This window comes from Bradyrhizobium sp. CCBAU 45321 (genome assembly GCF_028128975.1).
In the GTDB taxonomy this organism is placed as follows: Bacteria; Pseudomonadota; Alphaproteobacteria; order Rhizobiales; family Xanthobacteraceae; genus Bradyrhizobium; species Bradyrhizobium yuanmingense.
In genome coordinates this window covers 534,681-552,331 of the sequence record NZ_LFKZ01000131.1, presented here as the reverse complement: position 1 = coordinate 552,331, position 17,651 = coordinate 534,681, and the positions used below count along the sequence as shown (strand labels likewise).

General features: G+C 64.3%; 19 protein-coding genes. 11 read left to right on the top strand and 8 right to left on the bottom strand.

Annotated elements, in window-relative coordinates; translation table 11 throughout:
- Position 1 precedes the first annotated feature (1 nt).
- Together ACM43_RS38225 and ACM43_RS38220 are read left to right on the top strand one after the other, a co-directional pair.
- A complete protein-coding gene (locus ACM43_RS38225) occupies positions 2-883 on the top strand; it encodes a CDP-alcohol phosphatidyltransferase family protein (protein ID WP_036001453.1) in 882 nt (293 codons plus the stop codon).
- Between the two features lie 124 nt (positions 884-1,007).
- Positions 1,008-1,727 carry an RraA family protein gene (locus tag ACM43_RS38220; protein WP_036001451.1) on the top strand — a complete coding sequence of 240 codons (720 nt, stop codon included), beginning with the start codon at positions 1,008-1,010 and terminating at the stop codon, positions 1,725-1,727.
- 117 nt (positions 1,728-1,844) lie between these two features.
- Here ACM43_RS38220 and ACM43_RS38215 read toward each other — a convergent pair whose 3' ends face one another.
- Entirely contained in the window at positions 1,845-2,138 is a 294-nt protein-coding gene (locus ACM43_RS38215) for a hypothetical protein (RefSeq protein ID WP_036001448.1), read from the bottom strand.
- Between the two features lie 301 nt (positions 2,139-2,439).
- Here ACM43_RS38215 and ACM43_RS38210 point away from each other — a divergent pair, with 301 nt between their 5' ends.
- The 7 genes from ACM43_RS38210 (at position 2,440) to ACM43_RS38180 (ending at position 11,160) form a co-directional block, all read left to right on the top strand.
- Positions 2,440-3,213, top strand: coding sequence for a motility protein A (locus ACM43_RS38210; RefSeq protein WP_036001447.1), 774 nt, complete (start codon positions 2,440-2,442; stop codon positions 3,211-3,213).
- A 20-nt stretch (positions 3,214-3,233) separates the two neighbouring features.
- The gene (locus ACM43_RS38205) at positions 3,234-4,064 is read left to right on the top strand and encodes an OmpA/MotB family protein (protein ID WP_271547215.1); all 831 of its coding nucleotides are present in this window, start codon (positions 3,234-3,236) and stop codon (positions 4,062-4,064) included.
- Between the two features lie 172 nt (positions 4,065-4,236).
- Entirely contained in the window at positions 4,237-6,135 is a 1,899-nt protein-coding gene (locus ACM43_RS38200) for a potassium transporter Kup (RefSeq protein WP_271547214.1), read from the top strand.
- A gap of 140 nt (positions 6,136-6,275) precedes the next feature.
- Positions 6,276-8,210, top strand: a complete 1,935-nt coding sequence (locus ACM43_RS38195; protein WP_271547213.1) for a potassium transporter Kup — start codon at positions 6,276-6,278, stop codon at positions 8,208-8,210.
- Positions 8,211-8,531: 321 nt separating this feature from the next.
- Complete coding sequence (locus tag ACM43_RS38190; RefSeq protein ID WP_025035596.1) at positions 8,532-8,858, top strand: rhodanese-like domain-containing protein; 327 nt, start codon at positions 8,532-8,534, stop codon at positions 8,856-8,858.
- 7 nt (positions 8,859-8,865) lie between these two features.
- Positions 8,866-10,047, top strand: a complete 1,182-nt coding sequence (locus ACM43_RS38185) for an aminotransferase (RefSeq protein ID WP_271547212.1) — start codon at positions 8,866-8,868, stop codon at positions 10,045-10,047.
- A gap of 6 nt (positions 10,048-10,053) precedes the next feature.
- The gene (locus ACM43_RS38180) at positions 10,054-11,160 is read left to right on the top strand and encodes a polyamine ABC transporter substrate-binding protein (protein ID WP_271547211.1); all 1,107 of its coding nucleotides are present in this window, start codon (positions 10,054-10,056) and stop codon (positions 11,158-11,160) included.
- Between the two features lie 99 nt (positions 11,161-11,259).
- Here ACM43_RS38180 and ACM43_RS38175 read toward each other — a convergent pair whose 3' ends face one another.
- The 6 genes from ACM43_RS38175 to ACM43_RS38150 form a co-directional block, all read right to left on the bottom strand.
- On the bottom strand, positions 11,260-12,192 hold the full coding sequence (locus ACM43_RS38175) for a lipid A biosynthesis lauroyl acyltransferase (protein WP_157282308.1): 933 nt from the start codon (positions 12,190-12,192) through the stop codon (positions 11,260-11,262).
- Between the two features lie 8 nt (positions 12,193-12,200).
- On the bottom strand, positions 12,201-13,478 hold the full coding sequence (locus ACM43_RS38170; RefSeq protein ID WP_271547210.1) for a beta-ketoacyl-ACP synthase: 1,278 nt from the start codon (positions 13,476-13,478) through the stop codon (positions 12,201-12,203).
- Positions 13,479-13,499: 21 nt separating this feature from the next.
- On the bottom strand, positions 13,500-14,705 hold the full coding sequence (locus tag ACM43_RS38165) for a beta-ketoacyl-ACP synthase (RefSeq protein ID WP_271547209.1): 1,206 nt from the start codon (positions 14,703-14,705) through the stop codon (positions 13,500-13,502).
- Entirely contained in the window at positions 14,702-15,172 is a 471-nt protein-coding gene (locus ACM43_RS38160) for a 3-hydroxyacyl-ACP dehydratase FabZ family protein (protein ID WP_157282305.1), read from the bottom strand. Before ACM43_RS38160 ends, ACM43_RS38165 begins: the two co-directional genes overlap by 4 nt.
- 10 nt (positions 15,173-15,182) lie before the next feature.
- Positions 15,183-15,470 (bottom strand): acyl carrier protein, encoded by a 288-nt coding sequence (locus ACM43_RS38155; RefSeq protein WP_007592476.1) that lies wholly within the window; start codon positions 15,468-15,470, stop codon positions 15,183-15,185.
- Positions 15,471-15,702: 232 nt separating this feature from the next.
- Positions 15,703-16,044, bottom strand: coding sequence for a hypothetical protein (locus tag ACM43_RS38150; protein WP_271547208.1), 342 nt, complete (start codon positions 16,042-16,044; stop codon positions 15,703-15,705).
- A gap of 261 nt (positions 16,045-16,305) precedes the next feature.
- Here ACM43_RS38150 and ACM43_RS38145 point away from each other — a divergent pair, with 261 nt between their 5' ends.
- A complete protein-coding gene (locus ACM43_RS38145; protein WP_157282303.1) occupies positions 16,306-16,935 on the top strand; it encodes a ParB-like protein in 630 nt (209 codons plus the stop codon).
- 11 nt (positions 16,936-16,946) lie between these two features.
- On the opposite strand, the gene ACM43_RS38140 is transcribed toward ACM43_RS38145, so the two are convergent.
- The gene (locus ACM43_RS38140; RefSeq protein WP_198399655.1) at positions 16,947-17,102 is read right to left on the bottom strand and encodes a hypothetical protein; all 156 of its coding nucleotides are present in this window, start codon (positions 17,100-17,102) and stop codon (positions 16,947-16,949) included.
- Between the two features lie 224 nt (positions 17,103-17,326).
- Here ACM43_RS38140 and ACM43_RS38135 point away from each other — a divergent pair, with 224 nt between their 5' ends.
- Complete coding sequence (locus tag ACM43_RS38135) at positions 17,327-17,470, top strand: hypothetical protein (protein WP_271547207.1); 144 nt, start codon at positions 17,327-17,329, stop codon at positions 17,468-17,470.
- Positions 17,471-17,651: the final 181 nt, after the last annotated feature.

Genomic DNA, 17,651 nt, shown 5'->3' with positions numbered 1-17,651 from the left:
CATGACGCCTTACGATTTCAAGGATCCCGACGTCCGCCGCCGGCGGTTCCGACCGATCCCGGTGCGGATGCTGGTGCCCAACGTCATCACGCTGCTGGCGATCTGCGCCGGCCTGACCTCGATCCGCCTGTCGATCGAAGGACGGATGACGCTCGCGGTCTATGCCATCGTGTTCGCCGCCGCGCTCGACGGCATCGATGGCCGCATCGCGCGCATGATCAAGGGGCAGTCAAAGTTCGGCGCCGAGCTCGACAGTCTCGCCGACTTCGTCAATTTCGGCGTGGCGCCCGGCCTGATGCTGTATTTCTGGCAGCTGCACGAGCTCGGCAATGCCGGCTGGATCGCCGCCATGGTGTTCGCGATCTCCGGCGGCCTGCGGCTTGCGCGCTTCAATGCCACCATGGACGATCCGAATAAGCCGGCCTTCGCCGCCAATTTCTTCACCGGCGTGCCGGCGCCCGCCGGCGCGATCACCGTGCTGCTGCCGATCTATGTGGCGTTCCTCGACGTCGGGCGCACACCTGCGGCGGTGACCGCGGCCTACACGCTTCTGATCGCGTTTCTGATGGTGTCGCGCCTGCCGGTGTTCTCCGGCAAGACCAAGCGGATGCGCGTGCCGCCCGAACTGGTGCTGCCGGCCTTCGTCGCCGTGATCGTCTTCATCGCGCTCCTGATCGCCTATCCCTGGCACGTGCTGTCGATCGGCACGGTGCTGTACCTTCTCGCGCTGCCGCTCGGCTACAAATCCTATCGCGACCAGGCTCGCGCGATGGAAGCCACCGCGCCGGCGGGAGGCGAGGTCCCGTCACCGCCCTCGGCGCCGACGCTGGCGAATTTGTCGGAGCCGCCGCAAGACGACGATCGGCCCGGACGACTGCACTAAAACGCTCCTCGCGGATATCTGCCATGAAGCCTGCCTGAGTTGGGTCGAGGTCCGATCTCGGCTATATCGCCCTTGTGCCGGCGGCATCGCGCAATCAATCGCCGCCAACCTGGGAGAGAACGCCGTGACCAATTCCGCGACCGGGCCGCTGCCCGCTTCCGTCCTCGAAGCGCTGGGCCGTTACGATACGCCGACGATCTGCAACGCCATGGAGATCGTGGCGCCCGAGCGGCGGCTGATCGGCTACACCACCAAGCAGCTGGTCTGTCCGTTTCCCGACCTGCCGCCGATCGTCGGCTATGCCCGCACCGTGACGATCCGCTCGGTTCTGAAGTCATCGCTTCCGGCCGAGGAGCAGTCCAAGCGCCGAATCGCATATTACGAATATGTCGGCACCGGCCATGGCCCGCGCATCTCGGTGATCCAGGACATCGACGGACCCGACGTCGGCTATGGCGCGTTCTGGGGCGAGGTACAGAGCAACGTGCACAAGGCGCTCGGCTGCCTGGGCGTCATCACCGACGGCTCGATCCGCGACATCCCGCAATGGGCGCCCGGGTTCCAGGCGCTAGCCGGCTCGATCGGCCCGTCGCACGCCTGGGTGCACGCGGAAAGCTTTGGCGGCGAGGTGCGCGTCGCCGGCATGACCGTAAAGTCGGACGACCTCATCCACGCCGACCGGCATGGCGCCATCGTGATCCCGCTTGACCTTGCCGCAAAGCTGCCGGAGGCCGCCGAACTCTGCGGCCGCCGCGAGACGCCGATCCTGGAGATCGCCCGCAGTCCCGACTTCTCGCTCGAGAAGCTCAAGGCCGCGTTGAAGCGCTCTGCGGAAATCCATTGACGGCTGCTGGAGCATAATCCGGAAAAGCGTGTAGCGGTTTTCCGAAAAGATCATGCTCAAACAATAACCTAAAGCGCGATGACGATTCATCCTAATCGCATCGCGTTTTAGGGCAATCTACGGCCCGGACGACGGCCGAATGCCGCCTTGCTCTGTCAGAAGCAGGGCGACTTGATCCGGTTCTCCGAGCACGGCGGCGGCGCATCCGATCAGGGTGAAGCCGCCGGCAAGGTCCCAGAGGGTGATATCGTCTGCGCTGTTGGCGCTGCGCATCAACCGCGCTGCGAGCACGGCGAAGGCGGCCTCGATAAAGAGCAGCACGCTGAACGCCGGAAGCACGAGTTCCGGCTCGAGCAGGTGGAACGCCAGCGCCGCGGGCAGCGCCGTGAGTAGACCGAATAGCATCAACATCGCGCTGGCTCCGCGATTGGCCCTGTCGCAACGCTAGCAGACACTAACCGATGCCGGTCCACGATGTGGCGGAGGGCCGCAGCCGACCTGACGTCGTGGGCGCCTGATTATGGTTAGCGAAGGGTTGAAATTCCTATCGCTGGACGGCAACCGGGACAAATTGCGGCGGCAGGCGGCACATCGTCGAGACTTAACCTTTACGCGCCTTTAAGGGCGGCGCTCTAGGGTCTGCGATGCGGTTCGGGGTTGAGCCGCGCCAGCGGCCAGGACGGCCGTTGTTGCGTAGGCGTTGGAGTCGATCATGGATATCGCAACACTTGTCGGCCTCGTTGCAGGCGCCATTGTTGTGTCGTCGCTGATCCTGATGGGCGGTACGTTCGGGATGTTCTACGACATCCATGCCGTCATCGTCATCTTCGGCGGCTCGTTCGCAGCGACGATGATCCGCTTTCCTTTGTCCGCGATGATCCACGGCGTGCCGCTGGGCGCGAAGTTTGCCTTCACCCTGAGCCGCCTTTCGGCTCACGACCTTGTCGACGAGCTCGCCCGCATCGCGGAAATCGCCCGCAAGCAGGGCCCGGTCGGACTGGAAAAGGTCGAGACCGACGAGCCGTTCCTCGCCAAGGGCATCCGCTACGTCGCCGACGGTTACGATCTCGATTTCATTCGTGACAACCTGGAGCGCGACCGCGACAACTTCCTGATGCACCTCGACGAGGGCAGCAAGATCTACCGCGCCGTCGGCGACTGCGCCCCGGCGTTCGGCATGATCGGCACGCTGCTTGGCATGGTGCAGATGTTCTCCAACATGTCCGATCCCTCCAAGCTCGGTCCGTTCATGGCCACCGCGCTGCTGGCGACCCTGTACGGCGCCGTTGTCGCCAACCTGATCTGCTTGCCGATTGCCGACAAGCTGCACGGCAAGCTGCTGGACGAAGAGACCAACCGTACCCTGATCATCGACGGCATCCTGATGATTCGCGACTCCAAGAGCCCGACCCTGGTGCGCGAGATGCTGCTAGCCTATCTGCCGGAGAAGCATCGTCACACCGAAGGCGAGCCGGTGCCGGCTTGAGGCCGCCTGGATTTTGAGAGATGGCCAAGAAGAAGCGCGGCAATGCTCACGGCGGCGGCCACGGCTGGTTCGTGACCTTCGCCGACCTGATGGCGCTGCTGCTGGCGTTCTTCGTGATGCTGGTCGCGTTCTCGACGCAAGATGCCAACAAGCTGAAGATCGTCGCGGGCTCGATGCGCGAGGCGTTCGGCGTGCAGACCGAAGCGCGTTATTCCGGCATCGTCGAATCCGACGGCCTGCCGACGCGCCCGCGACTCAAGAACGTCGACCACATCCAGCCGGAAGATGCCTCCAACACCCCGACGCCCGATCAGGAAGACCGCGAAAAAACCTCCGGCGCGAAGATCAAGGTCGACCGTAATTTCGCGCTGGCCGCGGCCTCGCTGCGCCAGGCGTTGCAGGACATGCCCGAGCTGACCGAGATGTCCAAGCACATCATGTTCGAGGAGACTAAGCAGGGTCTCAACCTCGAGATCGTCGACCAGGACGGCCGCTCGATGTTCGCCGACGGCTCCAAGGTGCCCTACGACCGCACTCGACGCCTGGTCGAGAAGCTCGCGATCCCGCTCAAGGCGACGCCGCTCCGCGTCTCCATCGCCGGCCACACCGCGGCGGGGTTCGTGCCGACCCGCAGCGACTATGGCGCCTTCGATCTGTCGGCCGATCGCGCCAACGCCGTGCGCCAGATCCTCGAGCGCCAGGGCCTGCCGCCGTCGCACATCTTCGCCGTCTCCGGCAAAGCCGATACCCAGCCGCTATTTCCGGACGATCCCTCGCTCGCCGCCAACCGGCGGGTGACCATCACCTTGATGCGCGAAGACCCACCGTTGCCGCCGAATCTCAAGCCGTAACCCCTTGCGCTACCATCTTACCTGAGGCATGTCGTCGCGCAGGCGATGAGCGTGGCTCTAGCGTCACAGCATCAGGCTCCGCGCCTGCTATGGTGGTGAGCCGATTGACAGGTGCACCGGAAGCGTCAAAAGGCGCCGGATCAATTTCTGGGACGAAGCGTTCTTCACCGTCATGACCGCGAGCATCACACAGGCCGAGACTCAGGACGGGCGGCCCACCCAAGGTTTTTGGGCCCTTACGCTAGGGAGCATCGGCGTCGTCTTCGGCGATATCGGCACTTCGCCGCTCTACGCATTCCACGAGGCGGTCAAGGCCGCGGCCCATGGCGAGCCGGTCTCGCGCGCCATCGTGCTCGGCGTGCTCTCGCTGATCCTGTGGGCGCTGCTGATCGTCGTCACCGCCAAATATGTCCTCTTGCTGCTGCGCGCCGACAACAACGGGGAGGGCGGCACGCTCTCGCTGATGGCGCTCGGCCAGCGCGCGCTCGGGCGGCGAAGCTGGGTTCTGCTCGCGCTCGGCGTGATCGGCGCTTCCATGTTCATCGGCGATTCCATGATCACGCCGGCGATCTCGGTGCTCTCGGCGGTCGAAGGTCTGAAGCTCGCAACCCCCGCGCTCAAGCCCTATGTCGTGCCGGTCACCGTCCTCATCCTGGTGCTGCTGTTTGCGGTCCAGAGCAAGGGGACCGCGCTGGTCGCCTCGGCCTTTGGGCCGGTGATGGTCACCTGGTTCACCGTCATTGCCATCATGGGGGCTGTCCACATCGCCGACGACCCGACCGTGCTGGCGGCGATCAATCCGTATTATGCGGTGCAGTTCGTGTTGTCGCACGGCGTGATCGGCCTCGTGACGCTCGGCGCGGTGTTCCTCGCGGTGACGGGCGGAGAGGCGCTTTACGCCGATCTCGGCCATTTCGGCCGCAAGCCGATCCAGTCAGCCTGGATGTTCTTCGTGCTGCCCGCGCTCTTGATCAACTATTTCGGGCAGGGTGCGCTCGTGCTGTCCGATCCCAGCGCGATCGAGCATTCGTTCTATCGCATGGTCCCCGAGACACTGGTGCTGCCGCTGGTCGGGCTTGCGACGGCTGCAACCGTGATCGCGAGCCAGGCGGTGATCACGGGCGCCTATTCGCTGGTCCATCAGGCCGTGCAGCTCGGCCTGCTGCCCCGTTTCGAGGTGAGGTACACCTCCGAATCGCATGCCGGCCAGATCTACCTGCCGCGGGTGAACCGGCTGCTGCTGATCGGCGTGATGCTGCTGGTGCTTCTATTCCACACCCCCAGCAATCTGGCCTCGGCCTACGGCATTGCGGTCTCAACCACCATGGTCGCCGATGGCATCATGGGATTCGTCGTGATCTGGAAGCTGTGGAATTGGCGCGCGGCTACCGCCGCAGCCCTGATCGTGCCTTTGGTCATCGTCGATTTGAGCTTCTTCAGCGCCAACCTGCTCAAGCTGCTCGACGGCGCCTGGGTGCCGCTCCTGTTCGGCGTCGTCATGGCCGGGACGATCTGGACCTGGCGCAAGGGCTCGGCGATCCTGATCCAGAAGACGCGCCGGATCGAGGTGCCGCTGGACGACCTGATCCGCAGCCTGGAGAAGCGGCCGCCGCACATCGTCAAGGGCACCGCGGTATTCCTGACCAGCGATCCCGCCTTCGTGCCAACCGCGCTCCTGCACAATCTCAAGCACAACAAGGTGCTGCACGAGCACAACGTGATACTGACCATCGAGACCGCGCAGACGCCCCGGGTCGATCTGTCGGAGCGGTTCAGGATGGAGAAGATCAGCGACAAGTTCTCCAAGGTCCGCTTGCGCTTCGGCTTCATGGAGCAGCCGAACGTGCCCAAGGCCCTCGCCATCGCACGCAAGCAGGGTTGGCAGTTCGACATCATGTCGACCTCGTTTTTCGTCTCGCGCAGGTCACTGAAGGCCTCGGCACAGTCGGGCATGCCGCTCTGGCAGGATCATGTGTTCATCGCGCTGAGCCGGTCGGCCAATGATGCCACCGACTACTTCCAGATCCCCACCGGCCGCGTGGTCGAAGTCGGAACCCAGGTCACTATCTAGAATGCAACTGGCGTAGCCATGCATATTTGCATGGCTACGACCCAGAATCGGGCTAGGCCATGCCGGTGGCGCAGGACTATAAGCCGCGCGCTCTTCCGCCATTGTGCAGTGAAGCATTTTAGAGGCCATCGGGCTCTCCCATGACAAGCGACGTAGCAGTTCCCGCCCCGGAAACGGTGGCGGCCAATGGGCATGGCGAGGCCCATACCACCGCCGGCTTCGGCGCGCTGACGCTCGGCAGCATCGGCGTCGTTTACGGCGACATCGGCACCAGCCCGCTCTACGCGTTCCGCGAGGCGGTGATGGCCGCCTCGGGCGCGGAGGGATTGCCGACGCCGGCCGCCGTTCTCGGCGTGCTCTCGCTGATTCTATGGGCGCTCATCGTGGTGGTGACGCTCAAATACGTCGTGATCCTGCTCCGCGCCGACAACAACGGCGAGGGCGGCACGCTGGCACTGATGGCGCTGGCCCAGCGGGCGGTTGGCACCGGCCGCGGCGGCGCGACCATTGTGCTGCTCGGCATCATTTCCGGAGCTTTGTTCTACGGCGATGCCGTGCTCACGCCGGCGCTCTCCGTGCTGTCGGCGATCGAGGGCATGAAGGACGTCACGCTCAGGTTCGAGCCCTACATCGTTCCGCTGACGGTGGTGATCCTGGTCGGCCTCTTCGCCGTGCAGTCCCGCGGCACGGCGCGCGTTGCCGCCTTCTTCGGCCCGATCATGTGCGTCTGGTTCACGGTCCTGGCGGTGGCGGCGATCCCTCAGATCGCCCAGCACCCGCAGGTGCTGCTCGCGCTCAACCCGCTCTATGCCGTGAACTTCATGCTGCACCATGGCGTCATCGGCTTCGTGACGCTGGGCGCTGTGTTCCTGGCGGTGACCGGCGCCGAAGCGCTCTATGCCGACCTCGGCCATTTCGGCAAGCGGCCGATCCAGACCGCCTGGCTCATCGTAGTGCTGCCCTCGCTGGCGCTGAACTATCTGGGGCAGGGCGCGCTGGTGCTCGGCGATCCCGGTGCCATCGTGAGCCCGTTCTTTCAGCTATTCCCGCAAGGCTTCCTCCGAGGCTGCATGGTCGTGCTCGCCACCATGGCGACCGTCATCGCGAGCCAGGCCGTCATCACCGGCGCCTATTCGCTGACGCGCCAGGCGATCCAGCTCGGGCTGCTGCCGCGCTTTGAAATTCGCCATACGTCGGAAGCCCATTCCGGCCAGATCTTCATTCCGCGCATCAACCAGCTGCTGCTGGTCGCGGTGGTGCTGCTAGTGCTGCTGTTCCGCTCGTCGAGCGCGCTCGCATCCGCCTACGGCATCTCCGTCACCGGTACCATGGTGGTCACGGCGATGATGGGCTTCGTCGTGGTCTGGAAGGGCTGGCGCTGGTCAGCGCTTGCCGCCGGCGCGCTGATTGCGCCGTTCCTGTTCCTCGATCTGACCTTCCTGAGCGCGAACCTGTTGAAGGTGTTTGAGGGCGGCTGGGTGCCACTGGCGCTCGGCGCGCTCATGATCATCCTCATGTACACGTGGCGGCGCGGCAGCCGGCTGCTATTTGAAAAGTCGCGCAAGCTCGAGTTCCCGCTCGCCGATCTCGTGGCAATGCTGGAGAAGCGGCCGCCGCAGCGAGTGCCTGGCACTGCGGTGTTCCTGACCTCGGACCCGCTCAGCGCGCCGACCGCGCTGATGCATAGTCTGAAACACTACAAGGTGCTGCACGAGAAGAACGTCATTCTCACCATCGAGACCGCGCAAACCCCGCGGATCGATCCGGCCGAACGGGTGAAGCTGGAGCAGATTTCACCGACCTTCTCCAAGGTGACGCTGAAGTTCGGCTTCATGGAATCGCCCAACGTGCCGAAGGCGCTCGCGATCGCCCGCAAGCTGGGCTGGCAGTTCGACATCATGTCGACCTCGTTCTTCCTGTCGAGGAGGGCGCTCAAGCCCGCCGCGCATTCCGGCATGCCGCGCTGGCAGGACCGGCTGTTCATCTCGCTCAGCCGCTCCGCGAACGACGCCACCGACTATTTCCAGATCCCGTCCGGCCGTGTGGTCGAGGTCGGCACGCAGGTGACGATCTAGGATTACGTTCGAGCAAGTGGCTCAGTGTCCATCTCTCCCCATCGGGGAGAGGTCGGATTGCGCAGCAATCCGGGTGAGGGGGCCGCAGCGTTCAATGAGACCGCAACCCCTCACCCGGATCGCATCTGTCAATGCGATCCGACCTCTCCCTACGGGAGAGGTGAAGTGCCCCGTAAGCCGCACTTCAAGTCGCTGCGATTTAGCTTTAACTTGCGCCGCGCGGCTCAAGCCTTTGTAGCGCTTGATTTTCGTCTCCCGAGAGGCGAGGTTGCCGCCGGCCGGGATCGCCCCGGTACGCGGCCCGCGACGTTGGAGGATGATGTGGCAAATCAAGTGCAGGATCTGACCCCGGACGAGGTCGCCAAGGGTGTCGCGGAAGGGCGCTATCTGCTCGTCGACGTCCGTGAGCCGAACGAGGTCGAGGCCGAGGCGTACCCTTACGGCGTCGTGGTTCCGCTCTCGACCTTCGATCCCAAGGCGATCCCCGATCCGGCCGGCAAGGAGGTCGTGTTCGCCTGCCGTTCGGGCAAGCGCTCGGTGACGGCCTCGCTGGCGGCGCAGGCGGCGGGCCTGCCTTACGACAAGCATCTGGCCGGCGGCATGCTGGGTTGGAAGGCGGCCGGGCTTCCCAGCAAGGTCGGTGGCTAACCGCGCAATGACGACCAAGAGCTCTTCGCTGAACAAGGTCTTCGCCGACCTTCCCGTCACCATCTTCGAGGCGATGTCGCAGGCCGCGCGCGACAACAATGCGATCAATCTCGGCCAGGGTTTTCCGGATGATCCCGGCCCCGAGGACATCCGCCGCGCCGCGGCCGAGGCCTCGCTGAACGGCTACAACCAGTACCCCTCGATGATGGGCCTGCCGGAGCTGCGCCAGGCGATCGCGACCCATTACAGCCACTGGCACGGCCTCAAGCTCGATCCGATGAGCGAGGTGATGGTGACCTCCGGCGGGACCGAGGCGCTGACCTCGGCGATCCTCGCGGTGGTCCAGCCCGGCGACGAAGTGGTCTGCTTCCAGCCGGTCTATGATTCCTATCTGCCGATCATCCGCCAGGCCGGCGGCATTCCGCGCCTGGTTCGCCTGGAGCCGCCGCACTGGCGGCTGAATGAGGACATGCTGAAAAGCGTGTTCAATTCAAAAACCAAGGCGGTGCTGTTCAACAACCCCCTGAATCCCAGCGCGGTGGTCTATCCGCGCGAGGACCTCGAGCTCTTGGCGCGCTACTGCCAGGAGTTCGACGTCATCGCGATCTGCGACGAGGTCTGGGAGCACGTCACCTTCGACGAGCACAAGCATGTCCCGCTGATCACCATCCCCGGCATGCGCGAACGCACCATCAAGGTCGGCTCGGCGGGCAAGATCTTCTCGCTGACGGGCTGGAAGATCGGCTTCGTCTGCGCGGCGCCACAGCTGTTGCGCGTCGCCGCCAAGGTGCACCAGTTCCTGACCTTCACCACCGCGCCGAACCTGCAGGCCGCCGTCGCCTATGGCCTCGGCAAGTCCGACGACTACTTCCTGTCGATGCGCAAGGATCTGACGCGAAGCAGGGACCGCCTGACCAAGGGCCTGGAGAGCCTCGGCTTTCCCGTGCTGAAGTCGCAAGGCACCTACTTCCTCACCGTCGACCTGTCGCCGCTCGGGCTCAACGAGAGTGACACCGAGTTCTGCTGGCGGATTGTGAAAGACTACAAGGTCGCCGCGATCCCGGTCTCGGCGTTCTACGAGCAGGACCCCGTGACCTCGGTGGTGCGCTTCTGTTTTGCCAAGAAGGACCAGACGCTCGACACCGCGCTGGAGCGGCTGTCGGACGCGGTGCGTGGACGCAAGAGGTAGATCGAGATGACGAACGTCGGCCGCCCCAGGCTTGGTTTCGCGATCGCTGCGGCACTGACGTTGCTCTCCGCCCCTGTTAGGGCCGAGGAGCGGGTCGTCAACTTCTACAACTGGTCCAACTACATGGCGCCTGAGGTCCTTGAAGCCTTCACCAAGGAGACCGGCATCAAGGTCGTGTACGACACCTTCGACGCCAACGAGACGCTGGAGACGCGCCTGATGGCCGGCAAGTCCGGCTATGACGTCGTGGTGCCCACGGCGTACTTCCTGCAGCGCCAAATCAAGGCCAACATCTTCCAGAAGCTCGACAAGTCGAAGCTCCCGAACCTCGCCAATGCCTGGCCAGTGGTGACGCAGCGCCTCGCCACCTACGACCCCGGCAATGTCTACGCCGCCAACTACATGTGGGGCACGACAGGCATTGGTTACAACATCGCCAAGGTGAAGCAGATCCTCGGCCCCGATGCCAAGATCGACAGCTGGGACATCGTCTTCAAGCCGGAGAATCTGGCGAAGCTCAAAGATTGCGGCGTGCACATGCTCGATTCCGCCGACGACATCTTCCCGGCGGCGCTGAACTGGCTCGGGCTCGATCCGAACTCGACCAAGCAGGCCGACCTCGAGAAGGCCGCCGATGCCGTCGCCAAGGTCCGCCCGTCCGTGCGCAAGTTTCACTCCTCCGAATATCTGAGCGCGCTGGCGACCGGCGAGATCTGCTTCGTGGTCGGCTGGTCCGGCGACATCATGCAGGCCCGCGCCCGCGCCGCCGAAGCCAAAAGCGGCGTCGAGATCGGCTACACCATCCCGAAGGAGGGCGCGCAGATGTTCTTCGACAATCTCGCGATCCCCGCGGATGCCAAGAACGTTAGGGAAGCCTACGAGCTGATCAACTATCTCTATCGGCCTGATGTGGCCGCCAAGAACTCGGACTTCCTGTCCTATGCCAACGGCAACCTCGCCAGCCAGAAGCTGGTCGACCCGAAGATCCTGAACGACAAGAACATCTATCCGGACGAGGCGACGCTCGCAAAACTGTTCGTCATCACGGCGCGCGAGCCGGCCACGCAGCGGATCATCAACCGGCTGTGGACGAAGGTGAAGACGGGGCGGTAGTAGCGCCTGTCATTGCGAGGAGCGAAGCGACGAAGCAATCCAGACTGCTTCCGTGGAACGATTCTGGATTGCTTCGCTGCGCTCGCAATGACGGAGTATTTACCGCCACCTTCTGTGCAGCCACAGCCACTGCTCGGGATGCTCGCGAACCCAACTTTCAACGACGCTCGTGATCGCCTGCGTCGTGCCCTGGATGTCGATCCTGCCGTCGGCATCGCGCACCGGCTGGATCTCTTCAGTCAGCTCGCCGCGGAAGCGGCCGCCGGGCAGGCGGATGATGCGCACGCCGTGGATCGGGCATTCGACCTGGCGCAAGAGGCGCGCCAGCATCGGATTGGCGCGGGTCTTGCGGCCGAAAAACGTGACCTCGACGCCGGCTGTCAGATATTGGTCGATCAGCATGGCGACGTGCTTGCCGTCCTTCAGCGCCTGCGCGAGCCGCAGCGGCGCGTCGCGGCCGGCCGGGATCAGTGTGCCCATGTTGACCTGGCGCATCTCCTGGATGATGCGATCGGCTGAGGCAATGTTCGGACGGCGATAGAGAATCGCGGTGTCCAGCCCATGCGCGACCGCGGCGAGCGCCGGCAATTCCCAGTTCGCAAGGTGCGCCGCGAAGATCAGCGCCGGCTTGCCGTCGTCGCGGATCTGGTCGAACAGCTCGATGCTGCGCGGGGAAATCTCCATGCGACTCTTCTCCGGGACATCGCGGGCGTAGTCCCAGACCTGGTCGATATGGGCGAACTCGGCGCCGACGCGGCCGAGATTGTCCCAGACGCCCATCAGGATCCGTTCGATCTCCTCCGGTGACTTCTCGGGGAAGGCGGCGGTGAGGTTGGCGCGGCCGATGCGGTGCTCGCGCAGGCGCGGCCCGATCAGCTTGACGGCACGCGCGAAGAAGTCCGAGGTCTTGGCCGGATCGAAATAGCGCGTGGTGCGCAGCATCGCGACGGTCGCGCCGCCGATCAGGCTGCCGCCGAGCGATTTGGCAGCCTCCCGCGCGCGGGCCTTCGTGCTCGCAGGAAGCAGCGCCATGCGTCCGGTCAGGCCGGTTCGCGGGTCAGGATCAGCGAAGCGTTCTGGCCGCCGAAGCCGAACGAGTTCGACATCACCGCGGTCACGCGCGCATCGCGCGCCTTGTTGCCGACGACGTCGAACAGGATCGTGGGATCCGGATTGTCGTAGTTGATCGTCGGCGGAATGCGCTGATGCTCGAGCGTGAGCAGCGAGAAGATCGCCTCCACCGCGCCGGCGGCCGAGATGGTGTGGCCGACCATCGACTTGTTGGAGGTGACCGGAATCTTCTGCGCGAGCTCGCCGAACACGGCCGACGTCGTGTTGAACTCCATCTTATCGTTCTCGGGCGTCGCGGTGCCGTGCGCGTTGATGTGATCGATCTGGTCCGGCGTCATGCCGGCATCGGCCAGCGTCTTGTTCATGCAGCCGATGATCGGCTTGCCGTCTGGCGAGGAGCGGGTGCGATGGAAGGAATCGGTGAGCTCGCCGCAGCCGGCGATCACGCCGAGAATTTTTGCGCCGCGCGCGCTGGCGGCTTCATAGCTCTCCAGCACCAGCGCGCCGGCGCCCTCGGCCATCACGAAGCCGTCGCGGTTCTTGGAGAAGGGACGGGAGGCCGCCTGCGGCGGGTCGTTCTGGGTCGAAAGCGCCGACAGCAGCGAGAAGCGCACCAGCGCTTCCGGGTTCACGGTGCCGTCGGTCGCGACGCACAGCGCTGCGTCCGTCTCGCCGCGGCGGATCGCCTCGACGCCGAGCTGGATCGAGGTGGCTCCGGACGCGCAGGCCGTCGACAGCGAGATCGGCGAGCCCTTGGTGCCGAAGGTCTCGGCAAGATGGGCAGCAACCGAGCCGAACATGAAGCGATGATGATAGGCGCTGAATTTGCCGCCGCCGGAAATGCGGAGCAGATCATCATAGGTGATGTCTTGCTGGCCGACGGCGCGACCGAGCTCGCGGCGCTGCGGCCATTCGACCTCGACCGGCGCCACCGCGAGGAAAAGCGGACCCGGGAAATCTGCCTTGGCGCCGATGCCGGCCTGCTCCAGCGCTTCCTGCGTGACCAGCTCGGCCATCCGCTCGGACAGGGCGGTGGAGGAGAACGGATCGGCGCTGACGAAATCGACCGTGCCGGCCATCGTGGTCTTGAGGCCGTCGATCGGAAAACGCGTGATGGTGCGGATGCCGGATTCGCCGGCGACGAGCTTTGCCCAATTGTCGGATTTGCCGGCGCCGAGCGAGGTCATGATGCCCATGCCGGTGACGACGACGACGGGACGCCCGAGTTTGTCGCGTGGTGCAGTCATGTCGATCCCCGCTTGAGCTGATTAAACCGCCTCGACCAGCGCCATGCCTTCGCCGCGCCAATGTCCGGCTCCCACCACCACGATCTGGGTGGGCGCACCCTGCATTTCAATCTCGGTCCCCGTGGAATCATTCGGCGGGAACAGCGCGCCGCGCGAGATCGACAATGCGGCGAGGGCAATGCCGAGCGGAAATTGCGTTTCCATGGCGTGGCCGAACACCGTGCCGGTCGAGCGCACCGGAAAGTCGGCATGGTTCTTCAGGAAGTCGCGCTCGTCCGAGGTCGCGGGCTCCGCCCCGGTCGCTCCGGTGATGATCGCGCCCTTGCCCTCGCGCCTGGGCAGCTTGGCCCACAGCTTCTCGAGCGTCGCGGCCATGTCGCCGGGCTGCTTGCGTTTGGCGAGGTCGGCGACGACGCTCGACAGCTTTGCGAACGGCTTGGCGCCGCGCGCTTCCGCATGCGCCTTCGATTCCAGCACCAGGAAAGCGCCGGCCGAGCCGAGCGCGAAGCCGGGATTATCCTTGCGGGCCCAGACGGGCGTGAACTTGTCCTTCAGGTTGAAATCGCCGAACTCGTAGAGGACGAGCAGGTCCTTGCGCTCGCCGTTGTACGAGCCGCCTACCAGCGCGATGTCGCTCTCGCCCGAGGCGATGCGCGCGAGCGCGATGCGGGCGGCATCGGCGCCGGCGACCTCTTCGCCCATGAAGGTGCGCGAGGTGCCACCCAGACCGTGCACGATGGCGATGTTGCCGGCGAGCAGGTTAGAGAGCTGGGCCAGGAACAGTGTCGGCCTCAGATCGCTCATCAGCCGTTCGTTGAGGAAACCCGGCGCGTTGGCGCCCTTGGCCTCGGCGGTGAGAATGCCGCTGTCGACGTTGATGTCGCGCTCTCCGCCGCCGGCGGCGACGACCATGTCGATTTTCGACAGGATGTCCTTGTTGCCTTTGATGCCGGCGGAATCGAGCGCAAGACCGGCGGCATAGGTGCCGATGCGCTGCCAGGCTTCCATCTGGCGCTGGTCGCCCTTCTTCGGGATCTGGCTGTCGAAGGATACCGGCATCAAGGGATGCACGATGTAGGGCGCAAAGCCCTTCTCGTCGACATTGATGCGCTTCTCGGAAAGCGCGGCCCAGTTGGCGTCGAGGCCTTCGCCGAGCGAGGTGGCGAGCCCAATGCCGGTGATCCAGACCTCGGTCTGGCCCGGCTTCAAAGCGGGAGTGTCAGTCATGACGATACGGCCTGTTGCGGAAATCCGACGCGCTTGGCGATGGCGTCCATGTGGGAGCGCATATCCGCATTGGGGAAGGGAATCAGCGTGAAGGTCAGCGCCGAATTGGCGCGCAGCTTGCCGCCGACCCTGATCTTGGCCTCGGTCATGGCATAGCCGGAGCCTTCATGGGTGAGGCTCGCCTCGATGCTCATGAGGTCGCCGGGGAAGACCGAGCCGCGGACCTTGGCCTCCTTCACGGCGGCCAGGATCGGCATGCGTTCGAACCTGAACACGCCGAGTTGAAGCCAGCCCGAGGCCTGCGCCATCGATTCGATCAGGAGCACGCCGGGCATCAAGGGATAACCAGGGAAGTGCCCCTCGAAGATGGTGCTTTCCTGCGGGACCTGCGCTTCGACGACGATCGTCTTCTCGTCGACCTTGAGGTCGACGATGCGATCGATCATGTGGAAGTATTCGAGTTGCATGACTGCGCCCTTAGGCGCTCGCGCCCTTGGCCGCAACCAGTTCGTCGATGCGGGCGCACAGGTTCTTCAGCACGAAATATTGCTCGGTGGTCGCCTTGCCGTCGTTGACCTCCTGAGTCCACTTCTCCAGCGGCAGCTTGATGCCGAACTGCTTGTCGATCGCGAAGGCGATATCGAGGAAATCGAGGCTGTCGATCCCGAGGTCATCGATGGCATGGCTATCCGGCGTGATCGTGTCGCGCGGGATGTCGCAGGTTTCAGCGATGATCGTGGCGACCTGATCGAATGTGGAGGACATCACTAAGCCTTTGATATATTGTAGGTATTTGTCAGATTGTCCAGAGTGGCACGGTGGCTGGGCATCGCGCCCTGATGACGCCCTCAAACCCCCCTCTGGCCGGGTCGAAAGCCCGTATATCGGAGCGCCGCCCTGAGTTCAATGGAGCCGGGCAGGCCCCCGGGGATGGCAAAGCGCGCGGCTGGGGATGTCGGCTGGGCCCGTCCGTCGAGAGGCCGGTGCCGGGCCGGTCCTAAATATGCGGTGTCGTGATCTTGACGCAGTCGCGGCGGCCCATCAGCACGCAATCCTGGGTCCGGCGCAGGTCGGCGATGCTGACCGCGAGCCAGATCCCGATCGCCGTCAGCGCGATGGTGAAGGCGAGCGCTGCGATGTTGGCAAGCATGCGCTGCCGGTAATTGTCGGGCTCGGCACGCGGCTGCTCGTAGCGCGACAGGTCCAGCCGTTCGGGCGTGAGGCGAAGCGGTTGCACGGAGCCATTGCCGCGCTGGACCCTTGGGGAAGGCGGGGTGCGCGGCCTGAACTGGAGCACCCGGTGCTCCTCATCAGAGCTTATGGGCCGCTGGTTGTTCATGGGGCGGGGATCACTCCGAAGCAGTGATCTAGATAGCATAGGTGAGGCACGCGTTGCAGTAAATCTTCGCAATGCTAGGCTGCATTTGTGCGTTCGTACTATTTGCAACGCGGGCATAGCGACAGCCATTGAGGACGTCTTTTTTACCGGCCGGTATCGACTTGTGATCTGCGCGTATTCCGAACGGATTTTGCCACCGCGGGACCCGTGGCATAGTCGCGGGAACCCGAACCGTTAGTTGCATGCCAGGGGCCTTCGATCATGACCACGACCAACGCGCGCGAGCCGAGAGTGCATCCGGTTCCGATCCTGTCGCTCCGGCCGACGCAGATGACGGTCGGCATGCGCGAGGTCAAGGAGAAGCGGAAGCGCTGGCGCGAGCATGGCAAGAAGAAGCAGGCGGATCTGCTCGGCAAGCACATGATCCCAGTCGTTTACGGTCCCGACGCGCGCTACTACGTGATCGATCATCATCACCTCGGCCGCGCGCTGCACGATGAAGGCGTCAAGGAGGTGCTGGTGACCGTCGTCGGCGATCTCAGGATGGTGGAGCGCGAGGCGTTCTGGGGCGTCATGGACAACAAGCGCTGGGTCTATCCTTACGACGCCAAGGGCGAGCGGCGCTCGTTCCGCGACCTGCCGAAATCGGTTGCCGACCTCAAGGACGATCCATTCCGCAGTCTTGCCGGCGAATTGCGCCGCATGGGCGGCTTCGCCAAGGACACCACACCGTTTTCTGAATTCCTGTGGGCCGACTTCCTGCGCCGGCAGGTCTCGCGCAAGGCGGTGGAGGCCGATTTCGACAATGCGCTCGAGAAGGCGATGGTCGCGGCCAGAAGCAAGAATGCGATCTATCTGCCCGGCTGGTGCGGCCCGGCGGACGACGACTAAGAGTAATCACATCAGTCGCGCTGGAAGATCCTGGCGCCGGGATAGGCGCGGCGGGCGTAAGTGACCACCAGCGCGCGGTCCTGGGTGTCCAGGAACGGCGTTCGGATCCGGCTCGATCCGACGATGAGGTGCCACAGGCCATTGAGCTTCTGGATCACGATCTTCATTTGCGTAGTCCTCGATGACTCCCATTGCAGCGAATGTTGTTCGTCGTCGCAGGGCCGGCGCTGCAAAACACGTCTACTCTTGTTAGTTGGGTATGGATTGCGCCCAGATAAGTCGGATCTCATCACAGCCGCTTGAGCGAAATCAATTTCCCCGCCCACGAAACCGTCCTGAAACAGAGCAGTCCCATCTCTATGGAGTAGTCGAGCTCACACAGGAGGCGAACATGCGCCGTCTGGCTTTCGTAGTTGCCTTGCTCGCGGTCGTTTCGGCGGGAATCTCTGCATCCTTTGCCGCAGTCCACCACGCCAAGACGTTGACGTTCGCGGAGCGCTTTGCTCCGGCGCTCGAGTTGATGGCGAAGCGCTAGCCGCATACGCCTCGCAGCCGTGAGCGATGCGGCGGCTGCGCGCTCCGAGGCGGACATCACGTCGCATCTGGCGAGCGATGATGGATGGGTCGGCTTGACCTGTCGCAAACCTGCCTCGCCCCGACCGGCTAAGCTCTGCCTGCATGGTTGCAGCGACAGCGTTGTGCCCCGATGCGGAGGG

Bases quoted from the DNA above. Each gene is read 5' to 3' on its own strand.
- ACM43_RS38225 (WP_036001453.1), top strand. From the start codon at position 2: ATGACGCCTTACGATTTCAAGGATCCCGACGTCCGCCGCCGGCGGTTC.
- ACM43_RS38140 (WP_198399655.1), bottom strand. From the start codon at position 17,102: ATGAAGATCGTGATCCAGAAGCTCAATGGCCTGTGGCACCTCATCGTC.
- ACM43_RS38180 (WP_271547211.1), top strand. From the start codon at position 10,054: ATGACGAACGTCGGCCGCCCCAGGCTTGGTTTCGCGATCGCTGCGGCA.
- ACM43_RS38205 (WP_271547215.1), top strand. From the start codon at position 3,234: ATGGCCAAGAAGAAGCGCGGCAATGCTCACGGCGGCGGCCACGGCTGG.
- ACM43_RS38200 (WP_271547214.1), top strand. From the start codon at position 4,237: ATGACCGCGAGCATCACACAGGCCGAGACTCAGGACGGGCGGCCCACC.
- ACM43_RS38150 (WP_271547208.1), bottom strand. From the start codon at position 16,044: ATGAACAACCAGCGGCCCATAAGCTCTGATGAGGAGCACCGGGTGCTC.
- ACM43_RS38215 (WP_036001448.1), bottom strand. From the start codon at position 2,138: ATGTTGATGCTATTCGGTCTACTCACGGCGCTGCCCGCGGCGCTGGCG.
- ACM43_RS38155 (WP_007592476.1), bottom strand. From the start codon at position 15,470: ATGTCCTCCACATTCGATCAGGTCGCCACGATCATCGCTGAAACCTGC.
- ACM43_RS38185 (WP_271547212.1), top strand. From the start codon at position 8,866: ATGACGACCAAGAGCTCTTCGCTGAACAAGGTCTTCGCCGACCTTCCC.
- ACM43_RS38145 (WP_157282303.1), top strand. From the start codon at position 16,306: ATGACCACGACCAACGCGCGCGAGCCGAGAGTGCATCCGGTTCCGATC.
- ACM43_RS38175 (WP_157282308.1), bottom strand. From the start codon at position 12,192: ATGGCGCTGCTTCCTGCGAGCACGAAGGCCCGCGCGCGGGAGGCTGCC.
- ACM43_RS38160 (WP_157282305.1), bottom strand. From the start codon at position 15,172: ATGCAACTCGAATACTTCCACATGATCGATCGCATCGTCGACCTCAAG.
- ACM43_RS38210 (WP_036001447.1), top strand. From the start codon at position 2,440: ATGGATATCGCAACACTTGTCGGCCTCGTTGCAGGCGCCATTGTTGTG.
- ACM43_RS38165 (WP_271547209.1), bottom strand. From the start codon at position 14,705: ATGACTGACACTCCCGCTTTGAAGCCGGGCCAGACCGAGGTCTGGATC.
- ACM43_RS38195 (WP_271547213.1), top strand. From the start codon at position 6,276: ATGACAAGCGACGTAGCAGTTCCCGCCCCGGAAACGGTGGCGGCCAAT.
- ACM43_RS38170 (WP_271547210.1), bottom strand. From the start codon at position 13,478: ATGACTGCACCACGCGACAAACTCGGGCGTCCCGTCGTCGTCGTCACC.
- ACM43_RS38135 (WP_271547207.1), top strand. From the start codon at position 17,327: ATGCGCCGTCTGGCTTTCGTAGTTGCCTTGCTCGCGGTCGTTTCGGCG.